Genomic DNA, 20,074 nt, shown 5'->3' with positions numbered 1-20,074 from the left:
GATCCGTCACCCTTTGGATTGATGGCGCCATGTCTGACAAACCCTCCGAGACGCTGAAGCGCACGCCGCTTTACGACCTGCATGTGGCGCGCGGCGCAAAGCTGGTGGCGTTCGCCGGCTATGAAATGCCTGTCCAGTACCCGATGGGCGTGATGGACGAGCATAAATGGACGCGCACGCATGCCGGCCTGTTCGATGTCTCTCACATGGGTCCGTGCTTCCTGTCGCTGGACGAGGGCATTGGCGGCGGGGATGCGGCGCATGCGAAGATCGCGGCGCTGGTCGAGACCCTGGTACCGAGCGACATTGCCGGGCTGAAGCAGGGGCAGGCGCGCCTGACCGTGCTGCTGAACGAAGCGGGCGGCATTCTTGATGACCTGATCATCACGCGCCCGCTGGGCGATGAAGCGCAGGGCAGCCTCTATATTGTCGTCAATGGCGCGGTGAAGGAACAGGACTGGGCGATTTTCGAGACGGCGCTTGCAGGCAGGGCCGTACTGACGCGCGCTGATGACCGCATCCTGTTTGCCCTTCAGGGGCCGGACGCCGTGGACGTGATGCGCGATTTCTTCCCCGGCTGCGAAGAGCTGGCCTTCATGCACCACATGCCGTTCGAACTCAGCGGGACGCGCTGCATCGTGTCGCGCTGCGGCTATACAGGCGAAGACGGGTTCGAGGTTCTGGTAGCGCCGGAGGCGGGCCTGCCGCTGATAGACGAAATGCTGACCGATGAGCGGGTCGAGATGATCGGCCTTGGCGCGCGCGACAGCCTGCGGCTTGAGGCGGGGCTGTGCCTGTATGGGCATGACATGGATGGATCGCGCGATCCGGTCGAGGCTGGCCTTGCATGGGTGATCCAGAAGAAACGGCGCGAGGCGGGCAATTTCCCTGGCGCGGCGCGCATCCTGGCGGCGCTGAAGGACGGCCCGGCGGAGAAGCGCGTGGGCATCCGCCCTCTGGAGCGGGCCCCGGCGCGCGAAGGCACGGCGATTGAAGTGGATGGCAAGGCGGTTGGCCTGGTGACGTCCGGCGGCTTTGGCCCATCGGTCGATCATCCGGTGGCGATGGGCTATGTCGCGGCGGCCCATGCGGCGCCAGGCACGAAAGTGGATCTGATGGTGCGCGGCAAGGCGCGGCCCGGCGAAGTCGTCGCGCTGCCTTTCGTTCCGCACAATTACAAACGCTAAACAAAGGGGAGAGACCCATGGCGACCTATTACACAGAAGACCATGAGTGGATCAGCGTCGAGGGCGACGCTGGCCGGGTGGGTATCACGGCCTATGCCGCCGAACAGCTGGGCGATGTCGTGTTTGTCGAGACGCCTGATGTGGGCAAGATAGTGAAGAAGGGCGACGACATGGCCGTCGTCGAGAGCGTCAAGGCGGCGTCCGATGTCTACGCACCGGTCAGCGGCGAAGTGGTGGAGGCGAACGCCGCCCTCGCCGAGGCGCCGGAGACCGTGAACGAGAGCCCCGAAGGCGAGGGCTGGTTCTGCGCGATCAGACTGTCCGACACCGGAGAGCTGGACGCCTTGATGGACGAAGCCGCCTATACTGAATTCTGCAAGGGCCTCTAGCCAATCTGCTGCCCCGCAGCGCTCATCCTCCGGCTTCGCCCAGGATGAGGTGTTCCGATAGAAAGAGACGAGAGAAACATGCGCTACCTTCCCCTCACGGACGATGACCGCAAGGTCATGCTGAAAGAGATCGGCGCGAAAAGCGTCGATGCATTTTATGCGGATGTGCCGGAAGGCGCGCGCCTCGGCGGCAAGGTCGCCGGCCTGCCCGACCATCAGGGAGAGCTGGCCGTCGAGCGGCATCTCTCGAATCTTGCCGCGAAGAACCGGTCGGCCTCATCAGGGCCCTTCTTTGTCGGCTGCGGCGCTTACAAGCACCATATCCCCGCCAGTGTGGACATGGTGATCCAGCGCTCTGAATTTCTGACAACCTATACGCCCTACCAGCCGGAAATTGCGCAGGGTACGCTGCAGACCCTGTTCGAATTCCAGACCCAGGTGGCGGCGCTGACCGCGATGGATGTGGCCAATGCGTCCATGTATGACGGCTCGACGGCGTGCGCGGAGGCGGCCGTGATGGCCTGCCGCGTGACGCGCCGTAAGAAAGTGATCCTGTCGGGCGGCCTGCATCCGCATTATGCGGCCGCAACCAGGCTGCTGTGCGAGGCACAGGGGCTGGAGGCGGTGCACCTGCCGGTCTCAGTGGATGGCGAACTGGCGCTGGCAGACGCTGTGGATGATGAAACCGCCTGCGTGATCGGGCAGAGCCCGAACGTGTTCGGGACGGTGACCGACATGTCTGGCGTGGCCGACGCAGCTCACGCGAAGAAGGCGCTGTTCGTGTCCGTGTTTACCGAAGCGGTCAGCCTGGGCCTCGTGACGCCGCCAGGCGAGATGGGCGCGGACATTGCCGTGGGCGAAGGCCAGTCAATCGGCGTGCCGCTCGGCTTTGGCGGGCCTTATGTGGGCCTGTTTGCGTGTACGGAGAAACTGGTGCGCCAGATGCCCGGGCGCCTCTGCGGTGAGACCGTTGACGCTGACGGCAAGCGCGGCTTCGTGCTGACGCTGTCCACGCGAGAACAGCATATCCGCCGTGACAAGGCGACATCGAATATCTGCACCAATTCCGGGCTCTGCGCGCTGGCCTTCACCGCGCACATGACGCTGCTGGGCGACAAGGGCCTGCGTGGCCTTGCGCTGCTGAATCATGAGGCGGCGTGTGACCTCGCCGATGCGCTGGAGGCGGTGCCGGGCGTGGAAATATTGACGCCGCGCTTCTTCAACGAGTTTGCGTTCCGTACACCGATGAATGCCGAGGCCGTTCTGGCCATGCTGGACGAGGCGGGTGTTGTCGGCGGCGTGCGGGCAAGCCGCCTGTTCCCCGCCGAACATATGGGCGACGTGATCATCTGCGCCGCGACAGAGTGCACGACGCCAGAAGACATTGCCGCCTATGCCGCGGCGCTGAAGGAGATTGTGTGATGACCATGAACAATCAGGGCCGCCCCACGGCGCCGACATCGACCGGCCTCTCTGCCATCGGGACCGTGTCCGGTTCGCGCGGCCTTTTGCAGCATGAGTCCCTGATCTTCGAGATCGGAACGGCAGAGACGACCGGCGTGGACCTGCCTGCGCCGCAGAACCGGACGGGCCGCCTTGGCGGCGTCGCGCGGAAAGTGCCGACGGGCCTGCCGGGCCTGTCGGAGCCGGAAATGGTACGCCATTACATGCGCCTGTCGCAGCGCAACTATGCCATCGATCTCGGTTTCTTCCCGCTCGGCAGTTGCACGATGAAGCACAATCCGCGCCTCAACGAGAAGATGGCTCGGCTGGCCGGCTTCGGCGACATTCACCCGATGCAGCCGCAGGCGACCGTGCAAGGGGCGCTGCAACTGATCGACGAACTGGCGACCTGGCTGAAAACACTGACCAACATGCCCTTCGTGGCGATGAGCCCGAAGGCGGGCGCGCATGGCGAACTGTGCGGCATGCTGGCGATCCGTCAGGCGCTGATAGCGCGCGGCGAGGAGGGGACGCGCACGCGTGTTCTGGTGCCGGAATCGGCGCACGGGACCAACCCGGCGACGGCGGTGCAGTGCGGCTTCATCGTCGACGAGATCAAGGCTGACAAGCGTGGCCGGGTCGACATGGATGACCTGAAGGCGAAGCTGGCAAAGACTGACGACATTGCCGGCATCATGCTCACCAATCCGAATACGTGCGGCCTGTTCGAGACCGACATCAGGGAGATTGCCGACCTGATTCACGCGGCGGGCGGATACTTCTATTGCGACGGAGCGAACTTCAACGCCATCGTGGGCCGCGTGCGGCCGGGCGACCTGGGCGTCGATGCGATGCATATCAACCTGCACAAGACCTTTTCCACCCCGCATGGCGGCGGTGGGCCGGGCTCTGGCCCGACCGTGCTGTCAGAGGCGCTGGCGCCCTATGCGCCTGTGCCCTTCGTCGTGAAGAATGAGGACGGTGTGTTCAGCCTCGTGGAAGACGTGGACGGTGAGGCGAGCGAGAGCTTTGGCCGGATGGTGGCCTTCCATGGCCAGATGGGCATGTTCGTGCGGGCGCTGGCCTATATCCTGAGCCATGGCGCCGACGGGCTGAAACAGGTGGCCGAGGATGCCGTGCTGAACGCGAACTATGTCGCGGCCAGGCTGAAGCATGTCATGACGCCCGCCTTCGAGGGCTATTGCATGCATGAGGCGCTGTTCTCCGATGCGTTCACGGCGGAGGGAATCGAGACGCTGGACATTGCCAAGGCGCTGATCGACGAGGGCTATCACCCGATGACCATGTATTTCCCGCTTGTGGTGCATGGCGCGATGCTGATCGAGCCGACCGAGACCGAGAGCAAGGCGGAGCTGGACCGCTTCTGCGCGTCGCTGGAATCGATTGCCCGGCGCGCGGCGCAGGGCGACGAGACCCTGAAGGGCGCGCCTTACCTTGCCCCGGCCCGGCGCCTCGACGAGACGCGGGCGGCGCGCAAGCCGATTCTGAAGTGGACGCCCGACGCGCCCGACAAGGTGGCCGCCGAATAGCGGCCTATTCGGCAGTGACGGCCGCGGGGCGGGCGTGGAACTGGCGTTCGCGCAGTTTGCCGAAGCCGATGATCATCGGGCGCTCAATGAAGCGGTAAGCCAGGGCGGCGACAAGGATCGCGGAGACGAGCGAGACGGCGTAGAAGGCGATATTGTCGAACGGTCCGGGATGGCCGACCTGGAATACCGGCGCGAGCGCGTCCACTTCGCCGAGGGGCGCGAATACGAGCCGAACCGGAGCGAACAGGAGCGGGTGGCAGAGATAGAGCGAGAACGACCAGTCTCCAAGCCGCGCCAGGCTGCGATAGATACCCTGCATCCGCGGCGCGACGGCGTTTACACGATCCGGCATCGCCTGGCCCCCGAGCCAGCCCGTCCAGAGCACGATCATCATCGCGATAGCGCCTACGACAGCTGACATGATGGCTGCGCCGAAGCGGTCGGTTGCGGTGCTGTCAGCGAAGACATTGTAGAGCAGGCTGATCAGGCAGGCGGCGATGGCGCCGGAAAAGGCCGGGACCAGCCAGGCCTGCCGGTTGGACAGTTCGAGCGTGGCGAACCCGTAGACGAGAAGCGTGCAGGGCAGGCCAAACCAGACGACGCGGCCCCACATCATCAGGTTGGCGTCATCGACGCCCTGGAAGGTGAGCGCGGCGACGAGCCAGAGCGTTGCCACAAGGGTCAGGATGCCGCTGCGCCAGGCGATGCCGGAACTGACGGCGAGGCCGACCACGGCGCCCATGATGAATTCCATGGTCATCGGATAGAAGACAAGCGCGCTCAGGTCGGAGGCAAACGTCCTGGTTAGGCCGAAGAACGAGCCGCCGGCAATGATGCTGCCCCATGCCAGCAATATCCAGAGCCAGAACCGGCGGGGCACCAGGATCATCAGCGTGAAGGCGGCGTAAAAATACATCTCGTGGATCAGGGTCCAGCCGACGCCGAGCACGGGATGGGCGTTCTGCGGCACCAGCATGAAGGATTTGATCAAGTAGGGGATCATGGGCTGACCCTGGCTGACGCGGTCCCATCCGGCTCCGAAGCTCGTGGCGTTGTAGGCGACGAACATGAGGGTCATCAGGCTGGCGAATACCCACCAGAGCGGATAGATGCGCGTCACGCGGGCGAACAGGAATTCGAGGCTCGATTTCACACCGGAGCGCAGGCCGTCGGTGACATAGACCATGATGAAACCGGAGATCACGAAGAACAGGTCTACTCCGGCATAGCCATTGGTCACGAAACTGTTCAGCAGTGGCAATTCGGAGAGGCCATTATTCCCGATAGCCAGCATTTCCATGGCGCGGATATGGTATACGACAACCAGCAATGCCGCGATGCCGCGCAGGATCTGGATGGACTGTAATTTCATGCCGTCCTCATGCACAGTTCCCGCATATGACAGCAAGAATTTTCACGTTTGTAGCAATCGGGTAACGCTGTTGCCAGACTTTGAACACATCCGCATGATTTCGTTGCCCAAACGCAGATTCACACCCATATCACCGCAAATGGCTGACGACGAAACGACTCCAATGACCGAAACGACCGATCCCCTGACAGGCGCCAAGCCTGCTGTCGCCATCCGCACCGGCTTCAACACCGCCTTTCGCCAGGTACTGGCCCTGATTGGCCTGTTCATGATAGCCCTGTCGATCCCCATCGGCCTGCTGACGCCCCTGATCCCGATCGGCCTGCCGTTCGGCGTCCTGGGCGTGATCCTGCTGGGCCGCAATTCGGTCTGGGGCCATCGCTGGATGGAGAGCGTGCTGAAGCGTCACCCGGACGTGGAGCGGTTTGCCCCCAACTGGCTGATGAAGCTGGTTTTTGCCCGCGAAAAGCGCGTCATGCCACGATCCCGGCGCTGAACAGCCGCGCAGGCCTTGCCGCCGGATAAAATCTGCGCACAAATGCTGCAATAGATATTGCAGTTAATGGGGCTGATGCAGATGAACCGATTTCCGATGGCGGGCGCACTGTGTGCGGCGCTGCTTGTAGCGGCCTGTGGTGGTCAGGGCTCCGCCGACAAGGACAAGAACGACAAGGCATCGATACCGACGAACCCGTTTCCGTCGACCTATGAACCCTATCCCAATGGCGCTGTGTTCATCGAGAATGCCACCATTATCGACGGCACAGGCGGCTTGATCGAGAAGGGCAGCCTGTTGATCCGGAATGGCAAAGTGGCGGCCATCGGCACCGAGCTTGAACTGCCCGAAGATGTGACTCGGATTGACGCCGAAGGCCGGTGGGTCACGCCCGGCATTATCGACAATCACAGCCATCTTGGCGTCTACCCCTCACCGAGTGTCGACGCGCATGGTGACGGCAACGAGATTTCCGGACCGGTGACGGCCGAGGTCTGGGCCGAGCATGGTGTCTGGCCGCAGGACCCTGGCTTTACGCGGGCGATGGCGGGCGGCATCACGTCCCTGCATATCCTGCCGGGCAGCGCCAATCTGTTTGGCGGCCGGGGTGTTACATTGAAGAACGTGCCGAGCCGCACGGTTCAGGGCATGAAGTTTCCAGGCGCGCCCTATACGCTGAAAATGGCCTGCGGAGAGAACCCGAAACGGGTCTATGGCTATGGCGGCGGGGAGTATCCCGGCGGCTCGCCCTATTCGCGCATGGGCAATGTCGCCGGGTATCGCGAGTCGTGGATCCGTGCGGCGGACTACAAGCGCAAATGGGAAAAATACGCGAAGGAGGGTGGCGACGCCCCGACCCGCGACCTTGAGCTCGACACGCTCAAAGGTGTTCTGGATGGCGACATCCTTGTCCACATGCATTGCTACCGCGCAGACGAAATGGCCCAGGTCATGGATATCTCGAAGGAGTTTGGCTACAAGGTCACCGCCTTCCACCACGCTGTCGAGAGCTACAAGATCGCCGACAAGCTCGCCGAATACGGCGCCTGTTCATCCATGTGGGCCGACTGGTGGGGTTTCAAGATGGAAGCCTATGACGGGATCAAGGAGAATGTCCCGCTGGTCCACAAGGCGGGCGCCTGCGCGATTGTCCACTCAGACAGCGATATCGGCATCCAGCGCCTCAACCAGGAAGCGGCCAAGGCCTGGGCTGACGGCAAGCGGATCGGGATCAACATTCCCGAACAGGAAGCCTGGCAATGGCTGTCGATGAATCCGGCGAAATCACTGGGTATTGCCGACAGGACCGGAAGCCTGGAGCCGGGCAAGATGGCCGATGTCGTGATCTGGTCCGGTAATCCGTTCAGCGTCTATAGCAAGGCCGACCAGGTCTTCATTGATGGGGCACTGATGTATGACCGCAGCGATGAAGCGAGCCGGCCCGTCATGGATTTCGAGCTTGGCCAACCGGGTGAAGGAGACATGAAATGAGCGCGCAACGTATTGCCAGCCTTCTGGCCGCCGCCGCCTGCCTGGCCCTGCCGGCCTTTGCCAGGCCCATCGCCATTGTGGGCGGTGACATCTGGACAGGCACAAGTGAGGGCACGATTTCCAAAGGGGTCGTCCTGGTAGACAATGGCCGGGTCGTTTCCGTCAACCCGGCCGGATCTCCCGTCCCGGTGGACGCGTCAATCGTCGATGCGAGCGGGAAATGGGTGACCCCGGGCCTGATTTCGGCATTCTCGCGCACGGGCATCGTTGAAGTCGACGCAGAAGATGCGACGAATGATATCTCTGCGAGCGGGTCTGACTATTCGGTCGCACTGGACGCCGCTGACGGGTTCAATCCTGACGCCACATCCGTCGCGGTGACGCGGATCGAGGGGTTTACGCGGATCGCGGTCGCCCCGTCTGCAAGTGCAAACCTGTTTGCGGGGCAGGGCTTTGTTGCTGACACAAGCGGCGAGGCCGATACGGACATCTCGCGCAAGGCATTCCTGTTCATGTCACTGGGCGAACGCGGCGCCGCGCTGGCCGGGGGATCACGCCCGGCAGCCTGGGCGCAGTTGCGGGCCGCACTGGACGATGCGCGGGCCTATCCGGCGCGCTACCTGGCCAGCAATGAAGGCACCGCGCTCGGCCGCGTCGATGCGGCGGCGCTGGTACGGGCGGCGCGCGGCGATCAGCTGATCCTGATCGAGGCGCAGAAGGCAAGCGATCTCAATGCGATCATGGACTTTGCCGAGGCCAATCGAGACCTCCGGATCGCGATTGTTGGCGCAGACGAAGGCTGGCGTGTGGCGCCCCGGCTGGCGGCGTCCGGCATCCCGGTGATTGTCGACGCGTTTTCCAACCTGCCGGCCAGCTTTGAACAGCTTGGTGCGACAGCGGAAAATGCCTCCCGCCTGGTGGAGGCGGGTGTGACCGTCGCGATTGCGCATCTGGGCAGTTCCAGTCACCAGGCGCGCCTGTCGACGCAGGTGGCGGGCAATGCGGTTGCCAATGGCCTGTCGCATGAGGATGCGATGAAGGCGCTGACAACCCATCCGGCGCAGATATTCGGCCTGCGGGGCCTCGGGGTGATCGGCCCCGGCGCACGCGCCGATATCGTGGTCTGGGATGGCGACCCGCTGGACGTGACGTCAAACCCGGACGTGGTGATGATTGATGGCAAGGTGCAGTCGCTCACGACACGCCAGACGCAATTGCGCGATCGCTACCTGAACCTTGATGAGAGCACGCGGCCGCTCGCCTATGTCAAACCCTGATATGCGTCGTTTTGTTCAACTCCCATAAATCCCTGGTGGCCTAGACTGGCCGCCAATCACGCTTTTGACCGTTCTGCCGCAAGGTTGCCGCAAACTGGGTTCGAAGTGCAAACGGGATGGTGTTGTCTATGTGGCTTGCCTTGTTCATGGCGTTTTCGCTGGTGACCGGTTCCGGTCCCATGGACACGGCCCTGTCTGCGACCGAGGCCCCGAAAACCCTGCGGGCCGCCTTTACGGTGGAGTTGCAAAGCGACCGGGCCCGGCGTGTCTATGCCTTTGACCCGCGCAAGTATGGCGCCGAGCGGTGGAAAGTGCTGGACTGGCAGGGCGAGGACGATGAGCTTGAGGAGGTGGCCGCGAACTGGGCCGCCGAAGCGGCACCCGACGGACGCCTGTTCCCGGATGACCTTCGTGCCAGTCTTGGCCGCACGGTTCAGGTCGATGACCGGGGGCATGCCTGGCAGATATCGTTCCGGCATGCGCCGTCGAAAAATGATGGCGAATTCGATGTCTGGGCTGCCGAGCGGCTGCAGGCGACGGCCTGGCTCGATCCGGTCGGCGAGCGGTTCCTGCGGATCGACTATGCCTTGCCACGCCCGGTGCCCGGCCCGGAAGGCGGCAAGCTGACCCGGTACAATCAGAGCTATTTCCTGCGGACCGAGCCGCGCTGGGGCATGAGCTACGTGTCCGGCTTTTCGGTCGAACTGGAGGCGCGCGCCGCATTCCGCAAGATCGAGCGGCGCTATTCAGCCAATGTGGTTCAGGCTGAGTTCTTCTTTGCCAGCGCGGCCGCCCAGCGCGATTTCGAGCAGGGACGGACCGTCCAGCCGCAATTGATGACTGGATTGGGCGGGCTGGCGCGCTAGACTCGCCCGCATGACGATTCACATGGTGAAACTGAGCGTAGGGTCCGACACGGTCGAAGACCTTGCCGACTGGCAGGCCCGGCAGATGCAACGTCTCGACAACCCGGTCCATCATACCCGCATGTCTCCCAAGCGGGCTGAGGAAATGCTGGATGGCGGTTCGATCTACTGGGTGATCAGGCGGGCGATCCGCGTCCGCCAGCGCATCATCGATATCCGGGCGATCGCGGATGATGAAGGCCGCGCCATGTGTGAACTGGTGTTCGACCCGAACCTGGTGCGGACCTATGCGCAGGCCAAACGCCCCTTCCAGGGCTGGCGCTACCTGAAGCCTGCCGACGCACCGCGCGACCTGAAGACCGGTGATGTGGCGCTGGATATCCCGCCTGACCTTGACGCCGCCCTCAAACAGGCGGGCGTCTGGTAGGATCAGAGAACGAAGCGGGCATGTTCATTGGCGTCGAGGAATTCAATCATCTCGTCGGTTGAGGCCTTCTCCAGCGATTTCAGCGCATCCATCTTGCGGGCCGGCGAATTGCTGGAAATGAATTGCTGGCGCGCGGTGTTCACCTGCGCAGCGTAAAGGTCCATGCGGGCCAGTTCACGCTGGGGATGGAGGCCTTCCTCGATCGAACGCGTGCCGACGGCAAGGATCGCGAAGATGATGGCGAATGAGGCGGCGACCGTCTGGTTGATCGGCTGGACGGGCCATATTGCGACCAGGAGGGCGAGGAAGTTGGACAGGAATGCCAGCAACACGAGTGCGAACATTATATTGCCCAGAATGCTGATCTGCTTGCGCGGCAGCGACCAGAAAGAGCCCTCTGACGACAGGATATAATTGGTGTATTGCACCTGGCCCAGCAGGCGGGTCTCCTCGCAGGCCGAGAGGATTTCGTCCAGGATGCCTTCCGGGTCGGGCGGAAGCTTGCGGGCCGCCGCCCGGGCCCAGGCCGGATCGATCCAGAAGGCCTGCTGACCCGCCTTGTCGACCATGGTCTGGCCCATGTGCCCGACCGCCTGGCGGTGCGTGTACTTGGTGTATTCGCTGCTGATCTGGTCAAGGAAAGACCGCTTGAAGCGTTCAAAGGCGAGATCGCGCGTATCGACATAGTCGGCAATCGCGGCTTCGGACCTGGCGGCGGTTACAATGTCGGCCATGTGGGCGGTGATGTATTGCGCCTGCCACTGGCGCATCCGCTCAGTCTTGAGCCGCATCTGCAACCAGCGGCGTTTGGCCTGACCGAAGGCAAGCCCGATATTGCCGAAGATGATGGCCAGCACACCGCAGACGGCACCGATGACCGCGATGGCCTTGAAGAGGCTGATGGAGGTGATCGTATCTCCCGAGACCGATGCGATCAGCGGTTCAAGCGGAAACGTCAGCAGGGACGCGACGGCGAAGGCGAGTGTGAGGCATCCGATCAGCCGGCTGCGCTTCTTGGCAGCGTTTGCCAGTCTGTCCACGCGCTGGAATTCTTCACGCAGGGCAGGATGGTCAAGGGCAAAAAATACGCGCGGGTACCTTTTTTCCGCAAGTTTACGGTCGCTTTCGCTGAGCAGCAGCTCGTCATTGAATCTGAACATGCCGCGCCCCCGGCTGCACTGCGCAAACTAGAATGCGCGAGCCAGCACGGCTGATCCTGCTTTGGACCCGGGCCGATTGCAATGGCCGTTCGTGATTTTCAACGGCGTTTGGCTAACCAAAAAAACTGTGTCATCGTGGATGCTTAGCGGGCCTTCCTGATGTTCCGGGAGACTGCCTGCCTGGGGACGTGCATGGCCAGTGTTTTTCTTTCCTATAGCCGCGTGGACAGGCCCAAAGCCCAGCAGGTCGCTGCAGCGCTCGAGGAAGAGGGCCTGACGGTCTGGTGGGACAAGGTGCTCAAGGCTGGCCAGACCTATGACGAAGTAACCGAAGGCATGCTGCGCCAGGCCGATGTCGTGGTCGTGCTCTGGTCCACTGTCTCGGTCAAATCAAGATGGGTACGTGCCGAGGCAACACTGGGCGAACGCTATTCGGCCGTTGTGCCGGCCATGATCGAGGAGGCTGACAGACCGATCCTGTTTGAACTGACGCAGACAGCAGACCTGATCGGGTGGGATGGGGACCGGACCGAACAAAGGTGGAATGATTTTGTGACCGACCTGCGTCACGCGATCACGCGAAAGGCGGCCAAAACCACTGAGCAGGCGGTAACCGCCAGGCCGGCCGCCGACACGGCGTCTGCACCCGTAGCGCCCGCGCGCTCGCTATCCGATGATGGTACGATCGAGAACACGTTCTGGATGTCGATCCAGTCCTCAACCGATGCGGCAGATTTCGCCGCCTACCTCAAGCGCTACCCGGCGGGCCACTATTCTGACCTCGCCAGAAATCGCCTTGCTGCCCTTGAGGCCAAAGCGAAGGCGAAGACGCCCGAACCCGTGATCGCAGCCGCACCTGTCGAAAAGGCACCCACCCGGCCGGCAACACAGGCGCTGGCGCGTCAGCGCAGACTATCCATGCTGGCGCTGATCGCCGGCGGCGTCGTTCTCCTGGTTGGGGCAGGCTGGGGTGTGAGCCTGTTATTGCCTTCGGATGTTGAAGCGACCGAGACCGTTGCCGAGCAGGCCATGGACCCGGTTGAACCAGCCATGGTCGATATTGCCGAGGCGGAGACTGTCGCTCGTGATGACACGTTGGCTGTGGCCGAGACCGAATTTGCAGACGCCGTGCTGACGGAGGTGGCTTTTGTCGAGCCATCTGAAGAAATTGTGGCCGCGCCGGAGCCTGTGCAAACCGGTCCGCAACGCGATTGCTCTATCTGCCCCGAAATGGTGGCAGTTCCCGGAGGGACATTTCAGATGGGGTCACCGGATTCAGAACCCGGCCGGGTTGGGAATGAAGGGCCTGTTCGCAGCGTCACGGTGGCGCCATTCGTCATGAGCCGCAGCGAGATTACTTATGCCGACTGGGATGCCTGTCTCGCGGATGGCGGCTGCAATGGGTATCGCCCGGGCGACACGGGCGAACGCGGCGAGATGCCGGCCATGTCGATCTCATGGCGTGACGCCCAGAATTATGTTGACTGGCTGTCGGGAAAAGCGGGGCGAACCTACCGCCTGCCGACCGAAGCGGAATGGGAATATGCCGCGCGCGCCGGCACACAGACGGCCTATTGGTGGGGGGATGCATTCGACCGGACCATGGTCTCCGCTGGCGGTCCCAAGGCATCGTCAGGTATGGCTGAGAACGCCTATGGCCTGGTGGGTACGCTGGGTAATGTGCGTGAATGGGTGGAGGACTGCTACGTGAACAATTACAGCAACGCGCCGACCGATGGCAGCGCCGTTCTGACGGGCAGTTGCGACCTGCGCATCATCCGGGGCGGCGCATGGTCAGACAATGCTGCAACCCACAGGGCCGCGAACCGGGCCCGCGTGTCTCGGGGAACGCGCGACCGCAAGATCGGATTTCGCGTCGTATCGTCGGACGCAAAGCCCTAGCCAGTTCAGGGCGAGGCCGCTAAGCGCAAGGCATGATCGATTTGTTCCTGCAGTACTGGCCGCTCCTGCTGGCTCTGGTTGTGTCCGGCCTGATGGCCGGCCTTGCTGCGGGCATGTTCGGCATTGGTGGCGGCGCGGTAATCGTGCCCGTGCTGTATTTCCTCTTTGACGGGATGGGCTATGGCCAGACCGCCATGCATGTCGCGGTGTCGACATCGCTGGCGACCATCGTGCTGACTTCGATACGCAGCGTGATGGCGCATAACAGGCACAAGGCCGTTGACTGGGATATCATCACGTCCTGGGCGCCCTGGATCGTCATTGGGGCACTGGTGGGCATGGGGCTGAGCGGCTTTCTTTCCAACCGGGCCCTGCTGGGCATCTTTGGCACCATGGCCTTTGTCCTGGCGGCGCAATTATTCTTTGGCCGCCCGACCTGGCGGCTGGCAGAGGAGATGCCGGGCGGCGCAGTGCGCGGGGGGCTTGGCATGGCGATTGGCACCCTGTCGGCCCTGATGGGAATTGGCGGCGGCACGTTCGGGGTCAGCCTGATGACGCTCTATGGCCGGCCGATCCACCGGGCCGTTGCCACGGCGGCCGGCTGGGGCGTCCTGATCGGGTTGCCCTCCGCGCTGGCAGCCATTGTGATCGGATGGGGCCGGGAGGGGCTGCCGCCCTTCTCTCTGGGCCATGTGAATATTGCGGCGTTCGCGCTGATCTCGGTGTTCACGGTCATGATGGCGCCGGTCGGGGCGAAGCTGGCGCACAAGATGGATGCGGCCTTGTTGCGGCGGTCCTTCGCGGTGCTGCTGTCACTGGTGGCCGCACGGATGTTGTGGAAGGCGCTGGGTCTCTAGATCAGCGTGCTGATTCCAAGAACCAGCACGCTGATCCGGAATTACCTATTGGTCGCGGCGTGTCCCCGAAAGCCGGGTCCACTTTTCGGCACGCCGCTTTAGGCGTCAGACGAGGACATTGACGATGCGCTCGATTGCCCAAAAGGCGCCGATAATGCCGATCATGTATGCCGCGACATGGCGGGCTGGCGCAAGCGGGAGACGGGCGAGGCGGGTGGCGAGGTAGGCTACCAGAAGGATCGCGCAGACAAAGGCGACCTGGCCGGCTTCAACACCGAGATTGAACAGCAGCAGGGCCAGTATTTCTGCCCCCCTGGGCAAGCCGATTTCCGACAGGGCCCCGGCAAAGCCAAACCCGTGGATCAGTCCGAACCCGAACGCGATGAGCCATGGCTTGCGCTGGCTGAGCGTCTCACGGCCCCGGCTGCGATAGATCGCTTCGGCGCCGAGCAGGGCGATACTCATTGCGATCGTGATCTCGACGGGTGGCCCGGGCAGGATGATGCCGCCCAGCGAGGCCGCGGCGAGCGTGATGGAATGGGCGAGCGTGAACGCCGTGACCGTGGCGAGCAGCTGGCGGGGACGCACCAGCAGGACGAGGCCCAGCACGAAGAGGAGATGATCGTATCCGAAGATGATGTGTTCGACGCCAATCCGGAAATAGGCCGCTGTCGGCGCGCCTGTGGGAACCGACAGGTCGAGCTGCAGCGCGCCTGGCCGCAGGACCGCCGAGAGATCGTCTCCGGCAAGGCGGTCCACGCGGACAAAGGCATCAGTCAGTGTGCGCTCCAGCCCCTCGATCACGATATGGCCGGCTGACAGGTCGCAGCGCAAATCCCAGCGCTGTACCAGCGTTCCGGCACCCGCTTCGGCGCGGTCACGCTCGCGCGTGCATCCGTCCGGGAAAACCGGGTCGAGCTTCAGGCGCCGGCCATCGAGTATGGGTTGTTTCCAGGTGACGGCGAAGCGGCCAGGTTCGGTTTCGACCAGTTCGAGATAGGCTGGACGAACCTCGTGCGCGGCGGCAGGCAAGGCGATGCCGAACAGGACGAGGAGTGCAAGCAGGAGGCGGTTCATTCGGCGCCTTCAATGTCGACCTTGTAGCGCCCGATGATATCGGCAATCGCCTGCTCATTGGCTGTGCGCTGGATATGCTTTCGCCAGTCTGCCTCGACCTGCGCACGGACATCTTCAAAGGCGGGCAGATGGCCGGGATCCTTCGTGGCAAGGTGGACCAGATGCTGGCCGAACGAGGACGCGACGGGCCCCTGCCAGGCGTCGCCGGCATCAAGCGCAAAGAGGGCGCCGGCAAAGTCTGCCCCGAACAGGCGAATGGTTTCGCGCATGGGGAGATCGCCATAGGCGCGCTGCAGCATGAACGGGTCGCCGAGGGTGCGCCAGTCGGGGGGCGAGGGGGCGTTGAGGGTGGTCAGCAGATTGGTTGCGTCGGCCTGCCAGGTTGCGGGGCGCTGGTCGGTGCTGAGGAACACGTGCTCAAAGGTCACGTTCGGCGCGGTCGTGTAGGTGGCAGGGTGGGCGTCATACCATGCCCGCAATGTGGCCTCGTCCGGCGCGGGCGTATCGGCAAGGTCGGAGACCATGAAGCTCATCTTCTGAGCGAGGCGGCGCTCGATGATCGTGTCGTCCTGATCAAGCCCGAGCCGGCGCGCCTCGCGCGACAATGCCGCGTCGCGGACATGGTCTGTCACCATGGCCGCCATGTCTTCGGGAGACGGCAGCGTGCCGGATTCGGCAGCATAGAGTGCGGCCATGCGCTGCATGTCTGCCTCGGTGACCGTGATCGTGCCCTCACGCGCTGCTGAATGGGATGTCCAGACCGCATGGCCTGCAAAAATGAGCAGGGCGACAAGGATGAAATGCACGAGGGGTTCGCGGAGCAGGGTTTTCATGTGGGTGAGCGCATCACGTGTTCGAAGTCAGGTGGGGGGCCTGAGCCTGGTCTGACAGATCATCTAGGCGGGCGGTATGTACCAGATGGGTGAGCTGTAGGCGCGTTCCTGCAAGGTGGTGGGCAGGTCCGGGTTTGGCGGCGTGCCATTGCGATTGGCTTCCCATGTTGACCAGCGGCAGGTCGGGTTTTCAAGCACGCGCACATAATAGGTTGCGCGCCGGGCAGGGTCGAAGTCCGGATCGGTCCACAAGGCCTTCAGTTCGCCTGCGCCGCTGCCGGGCGTCGTGCTGCAGCTTGCAATGTCGACACTGGCGCCATTGTCGGGACAGCGGTGATTGCTGCCGGGCACTGCGCCGCCGGAGCAGGCCGCATCATAGACTGTTTCGCTGCCGCTGGTGACTTTCACCACCTGGATGCGCTGGAGCGGCGCGGAACTGGCATCCTGCATGGCCCAGACAATGAAGTTCGGTGCCTCGCCTGCGCCAACAAGGTCGCCGCCCATGGAGACGCCGCCGGCATAGGCCTGCGTCGCCAGGTCCGGTGCATCCAGCATGTCGGGCGAATAGCCAAAGCCGCCAAAGAAGCGGACCTTCATGCGCGGGCCGGTGGTTGCAAAGGTTTCCTTGCGGCGGAAGGCGTCAAAGAGGGCGTCGCGCGTATTCTCTTCGGCCCAGACGCCGGTAAGGCCGGAGGCCGACCAGCGCGAGAACCAATGCTGCGCGTTCTGTGCTGTCTGATTGTCAGGCTGGTTTGCCCAGTCCGTCACGCCCGGCATCGGCACCGATCCGCGCTGGAAGGGCAGGCCGTCGACGATGCCGATTTTGGACCAGTAATCCTCTTCGGCGTAGGCGCCGCCCGCCACATGGCTGTCCGAGGCGGCGGTCAGGCCGAAGCGGAAGGGATCAAACCCGCGTTCTTCCTGAAGCTTCAGGCCGTTGCGATAGGCTTCGCGGGCATAGGATCCACTGGTTTTCGACACGGTATTGGTAGCCAGCAATTCCTCATAGAGTTCGAAATTGGCCCATTCATCATTCGGGGACAGGTCCGGGTGGGTCTCGCTGGTGCCCTTGACCTGCGTGACTTCGACCAGTGGTTCGTTGCGCATCCGCTGCTCGGCATAGGCGGCATCAAGGGGCTCGCCGGTATAGGTTTCGAGCCGGAACATCTGGCCATCGGAGACATTCGGATTGTGCGGGATCGCAATGGATTCGCGCCCCTCTGCACGTTGCGCATCCATCCAGTCCCAGAGGTCTTCCGGATTGGTGGAGTCGAGGGTCGAGAAGGCGCGTGCGGGCGCTTCACCGCGGAAGAAGACGTTGCGATGCAGGTTGCCGCCGCCGAACCCGCCTGTGCCGCCCTGGGATGTCACGGATGTGAACTCGTAGGCGGAGAAGGTCGTGAAGACGCCTGGTTCATTATATTGTTCGGCGGCCGCGATGTTTTGCGCCCAGACCGAATTTATGAGCGGCTCATCATACATGTCCTCGATTTTTTCCCCGGACCGCACCGACGCGCCGACGCCCTGGAAGGCGGCCGTGATGCTGTCAGGGTCGGTGGAGAACATGGCCTTGGCGCGGGGCAGCTGCGAGAGCGGCGAATCCTTGGAATTCATGGCCGGCAGCACACCCAGGTATTCGGCGTGGTCGGTCACAGTGTAGAAGTCGAGCGGGCCACCGGCAATGGTCATGTCGAAGCCGGAGGGGTGCTTGATCGTCTCGCCCCTAGCGAATCGATAGGCGTCGTCGGCAGTGCGGCGGACGTTGAAGATATAGGCATCGAAACTGTTGCGTGTGTGGATGTGCATGTCGCCGAAATAGGCGTTTCGTTCCGCATTATAGCCTGGCGTGGCGTCTTCAGGGGCCGTGTTTTCCGGCGCCGCTGCCTGTTCGGCCGGTACGGTTTCATCCTTGTTTCCGCTGCAGGCGACAAGCGCCAGAGCGGTTGAGGCGAGCGTCAGGGCTTTCCACATTTTTACAATTCCTCCCATCGGCACTCTAGTGGCACCGTCTGTGCCATATGTTCAGGGAATGGTGCCGAAGTCCAGATTGACGCGGGGTGAAAAATCATCCTGCCCAGAAGCGGCGGGTCAGCACGACGAAGACCGAGATGAACTCGAGACGGCCAAGCAGCATGGCGATGGCGCAGATCCACTTGGCAGCATCGGGCAGGGTCTGGAACGTGCCGGAGGGGCCGATAATGGGGCCAAGGCCCGGGCCGACATTCGAGACACTTGTGGCCGCCCCGGAAATGGCCGTCATCGCATCCAGTCCGCACAGGGCAAGGAGCGCGGCGGCGACGAGGAACGTGACGAGATAAAGGAAGACAAACACCATGACCGACTGGAGCGTCTCTTCATCGACGACCTTGCCGCCATAGCGGACGGGCGCGCGGCGGTGGGGCATCGTCATGCGATGGGAATAGGCGATGATGGCCTTTGTCGTGATTTCGAGCCGGAACATTTTCAGTCCGCACGCCGCCGAGCCGGCACAGCCGCCGAGAAAGGTAGCCAGGAGGAAGATGGTCAGGACCGGTTCGCCCCAGGTATCATAGGGGGCCGAGGCGTATCCGGTGCCGGTCATCACCGAAATGATGTTGAAGAGCGCGTCCTTGAAGGCGTGAAGGGCTGAGTCGAACATGCTCGGGTCGACGACCAGTTCGTGATAGGTCACGACGATAACGCTCAGGATCAGCGCGATGGCCAGATAGACGCGCGGCTGGGGGTCGCGGATCATTGGCATGATCCGGCCCTGGAGCAGCATCATGGCCAGCAGGCTTTGCGGCAGGCCCGCGACGAACATGAAGAAGGTGGCGACGTAGGGCGCCGGGGTATCGTTGAAATATCCGAACGACATGTCGTGCGTGGAAAAGCCCCCCGCCGACATGGTGGTCATCGAGTGTGCGATGGCATCGAACCAGTTCATGCCTGATAGCGAATAGGCGAGGGCGCAAACCATCGAGATCAGCAGATAGGTGAAGCCGAGATAGGCCGCGATATCGGTGATGCGCGGCAGGAACTTGCCCGAAATGTCGGTACTTTCAAGCTCGAAGAGCTGCATGCCGCCGACGCGCAGCTGGGGCAGGATGGCAATCGCGGTAACGATAATGCCGATGCCGCCGAACCATTGCAGGATCGCGCGCCAGAGCAGCAGGCCGCGCGGCATGTCGTCGAGGCCCGTCAGGACGGTGGCGCCGGTTGTGGTGAGTCCGGAAATGCATTCGAAGAAGGCGTCCGTGATCGACATGCCGGATGCCAGGAAGGGGATGGACGCGACGGCGGGCAGGAATACCCAGACCAGCACTGTCAGCAGGAATGCCTCACGCTGGCCCGTGCGCTGGTCTCCGCCGCGGGCAAGTACCCAGAGGCATGTGCCGATGAACATCGAGCCGAATGACGACACCGCGAAGACGTGGGCTTCGGGCCGGCGGTCGGCCAGATCCATCAGCGCGCACGGAATCATCGCCGCCCCGAGCAGGATGGTCATGATGCCGATGGCAAGGAGGACGGGGCGAAGCTGCATATTACGCGCGGAAGATACGCGGCAAATCCTGAGAAGGTGTCAATTTTCCGGGGGTTAACAAGTCGTTTCCAGACGCAGTTTCGGCAGTGTGTGAGAGGGTGTCAGCAAGGCGGCAGCCTGGTGGGTAGCAATCAGGCAAGGATTGGGCCAGAGGGGGTGTGACGCGGCGATATTGTTGACGCAAGGGAAACAAGAACCTAAACGCCGCATATTGTTTCATCCGTAAC

17 protein-coding genes are annotated in these 20,074 nt (G+C 63.0%); 11 read left to right on the top strand and 6 right to left on the bottom strand.

Annotated elements, in window-relative coordinates; genetic code table 11:
* Positions 1 to 29 precede the first annotated feature (29 nt).
* The 4 genes from gcvT (at position 30) to gcvPB (ending at position 4,569) form a co-directional block, all read left to right on the top strand.
* Positions 30 to 1,187: a glycine cleavage system aminomethyltransferase GcvT gene (gene gcvT / locus ACQ66M_RS03940; protein ID WP_350174180.1), complete on the top strand. Its 1,158-nt coding sequence runs from the start codon at positions 30 to 32 to the stop codon at positions 1,185 to 1,187.
* A 17-nt stretch (positions 1,188 to 1,204) separates the two neighbouring features.
* Complete coding sequence (gene gcvH, locus ACQ66M_RS03935) at positions 1,205 to 1,576, top strand: glycine cleavage system protein GcvH (protein WP_430402035.1); 372 nt, start codon at positions 1,205 to 1,207, stop codon at positions 1,574 to 1,576.
* A 78-nt stretch (positions 1,577 to 1,654) separates the two neighbouring features.
* Positions 1,655 to 2,998, top strand: a complete 1,344-nt coding sequence (gene gcvPA / locus ACQ66M_RS03930) for an aminomethyl-transferring glycine dehydrogenase subunit GcvPA (protein WP_430402034.1) — start codon at positions 1,655 to 1,657, stop codon at positions 2,996 to 2,998.
* Positions 2,998 to 4,569, top strand: a complete 1,572-nt coding sequence (gcvPB, locus tag ACQ66M_RS03925) for an aminomethyl-transferring glycine dehydrogenase subunit GcvPB (RefSeq protein ID WP_350216219.1) — start codon at positions 2,998 to 3,000, stop codon at positions 4,567 to 4,569. Before gcvPA ends, gcvPB begins: the two co-directional genes overlap by 1 nt.
* Positions 4,570 to 4,573: 4 nt before the next feature.
* Here gcvPB and ACQ66M_RS03920 read toward each other — a convergent pair whose 3' ends face one another.
* Entirely contained in the window at positions 4,574 to 5,941 is a 1,368-nt protein-coding gene (locus ACQ66M_RS03920; RefSeq protein ID WP_430402033.1) for an acyltransferase family protein, read from the bottom strand.
* A gap of 139 nt (positions 5,942 to 6,080) precedes the next feature.
* Between ACQ66M_RS03920 and ACQ66M_RS03915 the strand changes: the two genes are divergently transcribed.
* The 5 genes from ACQ66M_RS03915 to ACQ66M_RS03895 all read left to right on the top strand — a co-directional run bounded on the left by ACQ66M_RS03915 (position 6,081) and on the right by ACQ66M_RS03895 (position 10,498).
* The gene (locus tag ACQ66M_RS03915) at positions 6,081 to 6,437 is read left to right on the top strand and encodes a hypothetical protein (RefSeq protein WP_430402031.1); all 357 of its coding nucleotides are present in this window, start codon (positions 6,081 to 6,083) and stop codon (positions 6,435 to 6,437) included.
* Positions 6,438 to 6,518: 81 nt separating this feature from the next.
* Entirely contained in the window at positions 6,519 to 7,928 is a 1,410-nt protein-coding gene (locus ACQ66M_RS03910; RefSeq protein WP_430402029.1) for an amidohydrolase, read from the top strand.
* Positions 7,925 to 9,205, top strand: a complete 1,281-nt coding sequence (locus ACQ66M_RS03905) for an amidohydrolase family protein (RefSeq protein WP_430402027.1) — start codon at positions 7,925 to 7,927, stop codon at positions 9,203 to 9,205. The genes ACQ66M_RS03910 and ACQ66M_RS03905 overlap by 4 nt, the downstream gene beginning before the upstream one ends.
* A 146-nt stretch (positions 9,206 to 9,351) precedes the next feature.
* Positions 9,352 to 10,071, top strand: a complete 720-nt coding sequence (locus tag ACQ66M_RS03900; RefSeq protein WP_430402024.1) for a hypothetical protein — start codon at positions 9,352 to 9,354, stop codon at positions 10,069 to 10,071.
* Positions 10,072 to 10,081: 10 nt separating this feature from the next.
* The gene (locus ACQ66M_RS03895; protein WP_430402022.1) at positions 10,082 to 10,498 is read left to right on the top strand and encodes a DUF1489 family protein; all 417 of its coding nucleotides are present in this window, start codon (positions 10,082 to 10,084) and stop codon (positions 10,496 to 10,498) included.
* 2 nt (positions 10,499 to 10,500) lie between these two features.
* Here the strand turns inward: ACQ66M_RS03895 and ACQ66M_RS03890 are convergent, their stop codons facing one another.
* The gene (locus ACQ66M_RS03890; protein ID WP_430402020.1) at positions 10,501 to 11,658 is read right to left on the bottom strand and encodes a hypothetical protein; all 1,158 of its coding nucleotides are present in this window, start codon (positions 11,656 to 11,658) and stop codon (positions 10,501 to 10,503) included.
* Between the two features lie 192 nt (positions 11,659 to 11,850).
* Between ACQ66M_RS03890 and ACQ66M_RS03885 the strand changes: the two genes are divergently transcribed.
* Together ACQ66M_RS03885 and ACQ66M_RS03880 are read left to right on the top strand one after the other, a co-directional pair.
* A complete protein-coding gene (locus ACQ66M_RS03885; protein ID WP_430402018.1) occupies positions 11,851 to 13,560 on the top strand; it encodes an SUMF1/EgtB/PvdO family nonheme iron enzyme in 1,710 nt (569 codons plus the stop codon).
* 32 nt (positions 13,561 to 13,592) lie between these two features.
* Positions 13,593 to 14,417 (top strand): sulfite exporter TauE/SafE family protein, encoded by an 825-nt coding sequence (locus tag ACQ66M_RS03880; protein WP_350174158.1) that lies wholly within the window; start codon positions 13,593 to 13,595, stop codon positions 14,415 to 14,417.
* A 105-nt stretch (positions 14,418 to 14,522) separates the two neighbouring features.
* Here ACQ66M_RS03880 and ACQ66M_RS03875 read toward each other — a convergent pair whose 3' ends face one another.
* The 4 genes from ACQ66M_RS03875 to ACQ66M_RS03860 form a co-directional block, all read right to left on the bottom strand.
* The gene (locus ACQ66M_RS03875) at positions 14,523 to 15,494 is read right to left on the bottom strand and encodes a HupE/UreJ family protein (protein ID WP_430402016.1); all 972 of its coding nucleotides are present in this window, start codon (positions 15,492 to 15,494) and stop codon (positions 14,523 to 14,525) included.
* Positions 15,491 to 16,327: a peptidyl-prolyl cis-trans isomerase gene (locus tag ACQ66M_RS03870; protein WP_430402014.1), complete on the bottom strand. Its 837-nt coding sequence runs from the start codon at positions 16,325 to 16,327 to the stop codon at positions 15,491 to 15,493. The genes ACQ66M_RS03875 and ACQ66M_RS03870 overlap by 4 nt, the downstream gene beginning before the upstream one ends.
* Positions 16,328 to 16,390: 63 nt before the next feature.
* Complete coding sequence (locus ACQ66M_RS03865) at positions 16,391 to 18,298, bottom strand: DUF3604 domain-containing protein (RefSeq protein WP_430402012.1); 1,908 nt, start codon at positions 18,296 to 18,298, stop codon at positions 16,391 to 16,393.
* Between the two features lie 94 nt (positions 18,299 to 18,392).
* Positions 18,393 to 19,811, bottom strand: coding sequence for a TrkH family potassium uptake protein (locus tag ACQ66M_RS03860; protein WP_430402011.1), 1,419 nt, complete (start codon positions 19,809 to 19,811; stop codon positions 18,393 to 18,395).
* Between the last annotated feature and the right edge of the window lie 263 nt (positions 19,812 to 20,074).

The sequence above is a fragment of the Hyphomonas sp. genome (assembly GCF_965284475.1).
In the GTDB taxonomy this organism is placed as follows: domain Bacteria; phylum Pseudomonadota; class Alphaproteobacteria; order Caulobacterales; family Hyphomonadaceae; genus Hyphomonas.
The sequence above is the reverse complement of the archived record's forward strand: the minus strand, read 5'-3'. Positions and strand labels throughout refer to the sequence as shown.

Coding starts and splice junctions, on each gene's coding strand:
- gcvT (WP_350174180.1), top strand. CDS start 30: ATGTCTGACAAACCCTCCGAGACGCTGAAGCGCACGCCGCTTTACGAC.
- gcvH (WP_430402035.1), top strand. CDS start 1,205: ATGGCGACCTATTACACAGAAGACCATGAGTGGATCAGCGTCGAGGGC.
- gcvPA (WP_430402034.1), top strand. CDS start 1,655: ATGCGCTACCTTCCCCTCACGGACGATGACCGCAAGGTCATGCTGAAA.
- gcvPB (WP_350216219.1), top strand. CDS start 2,998: ATGACCATGAACAATCAGGGCCGCCCCACGGCGCCGACATCGACCGGC.
- ACQ66M_RS03920 (WP_430402033.1), bottom strand. CDS start 5,941: ATGAAATTACAGTCCATCCAGATCCTGCGCGGCATCGCGGCATTGCTG.
- ACQ66M_RS03915 (WP_430402031.1), top strand. CDS start 6,081: ATGGCTGACGACGAAACGACTCCAATGACCGAAACGACCGATCCCCTG.
- ACQ66M_RS03910 (WP_430402029.1), top strand. CDS start 6,519: ATGAACCGATTTCCGATGGCGGGCGCACTGTGTGCGGCGCTGCTTGTA.
- ACQ66M_RS03905 (WP_430402027.1), top strand. CDS start 7,925: ATGAGCGCGCAACGTATTGCCAGCCTTCTGGCCGCCGCCGCCTGCCTG.
- ACQ66M_RS03900 (WP_430402024.1), top strand. CDS start 9,352: ATGGCGTTTTCGCTGGTGACCGGTTCCGGTCCCATGGACACGGCCCTG.
- ACQ66M_RS03895 (WP_430402022.1), top strand. CDS start 10,082: ATGACGATTCACATGGTGAAACTGAGCGTAGGGTCCGACACGGTCGAA.
- ACQ66M_RS03890 (WP_430402020.1), bottom strand. CDS start 11,658: ATGTTCAGATTCAATGACGAGCTGCTGCTCAGCGAAAGCGACCGTAAA.
- ACQ66M_RS03885 (WP_430402018.1), top strand. CDS start 11,851: ATGGCCAGTGTTTTTCTTTCCTATAGCCGCGTGGACAGGCCCAAAGCC.
- ACQ66M_RS03880 (WP_350174158.1), top strand. CDS start 13,593: ATGATCGATTTGTTCCTGCAGTACTGGCCGCTCCTGCTGGCTCTGGTT.
- ACQ66M_RS03875 (WP_430402016.1), bottom strand. CDS start 15,494: ATGAACCGCCTCCTGCTTGCACTCCTCGTCCTGTTCGGCATCGCCTTG.
- ACQ66M_RS03870 (WP_430402014.1), bottom strand. CDS start 16,327: ATGAAAACCCTGCTCCGCGAACCCCTCGTGCATTTCATCCTTGTCGCC.
- ACQ66M_RS03865 (WP_430402012.1), bottom strand. CDS start 18,298: ATGTGGAAAGCCCTGACGCTCGCCTCAACCGCTCTGGCGCTTGTCGCC.
- ACQ66M_RS03860 (WP_430402011.1), bottom strand. CDS start 19,811: ATGACCATCCTGCTCGGGGCGGCGATGATTCCGTGCGCGCTGATGGAT.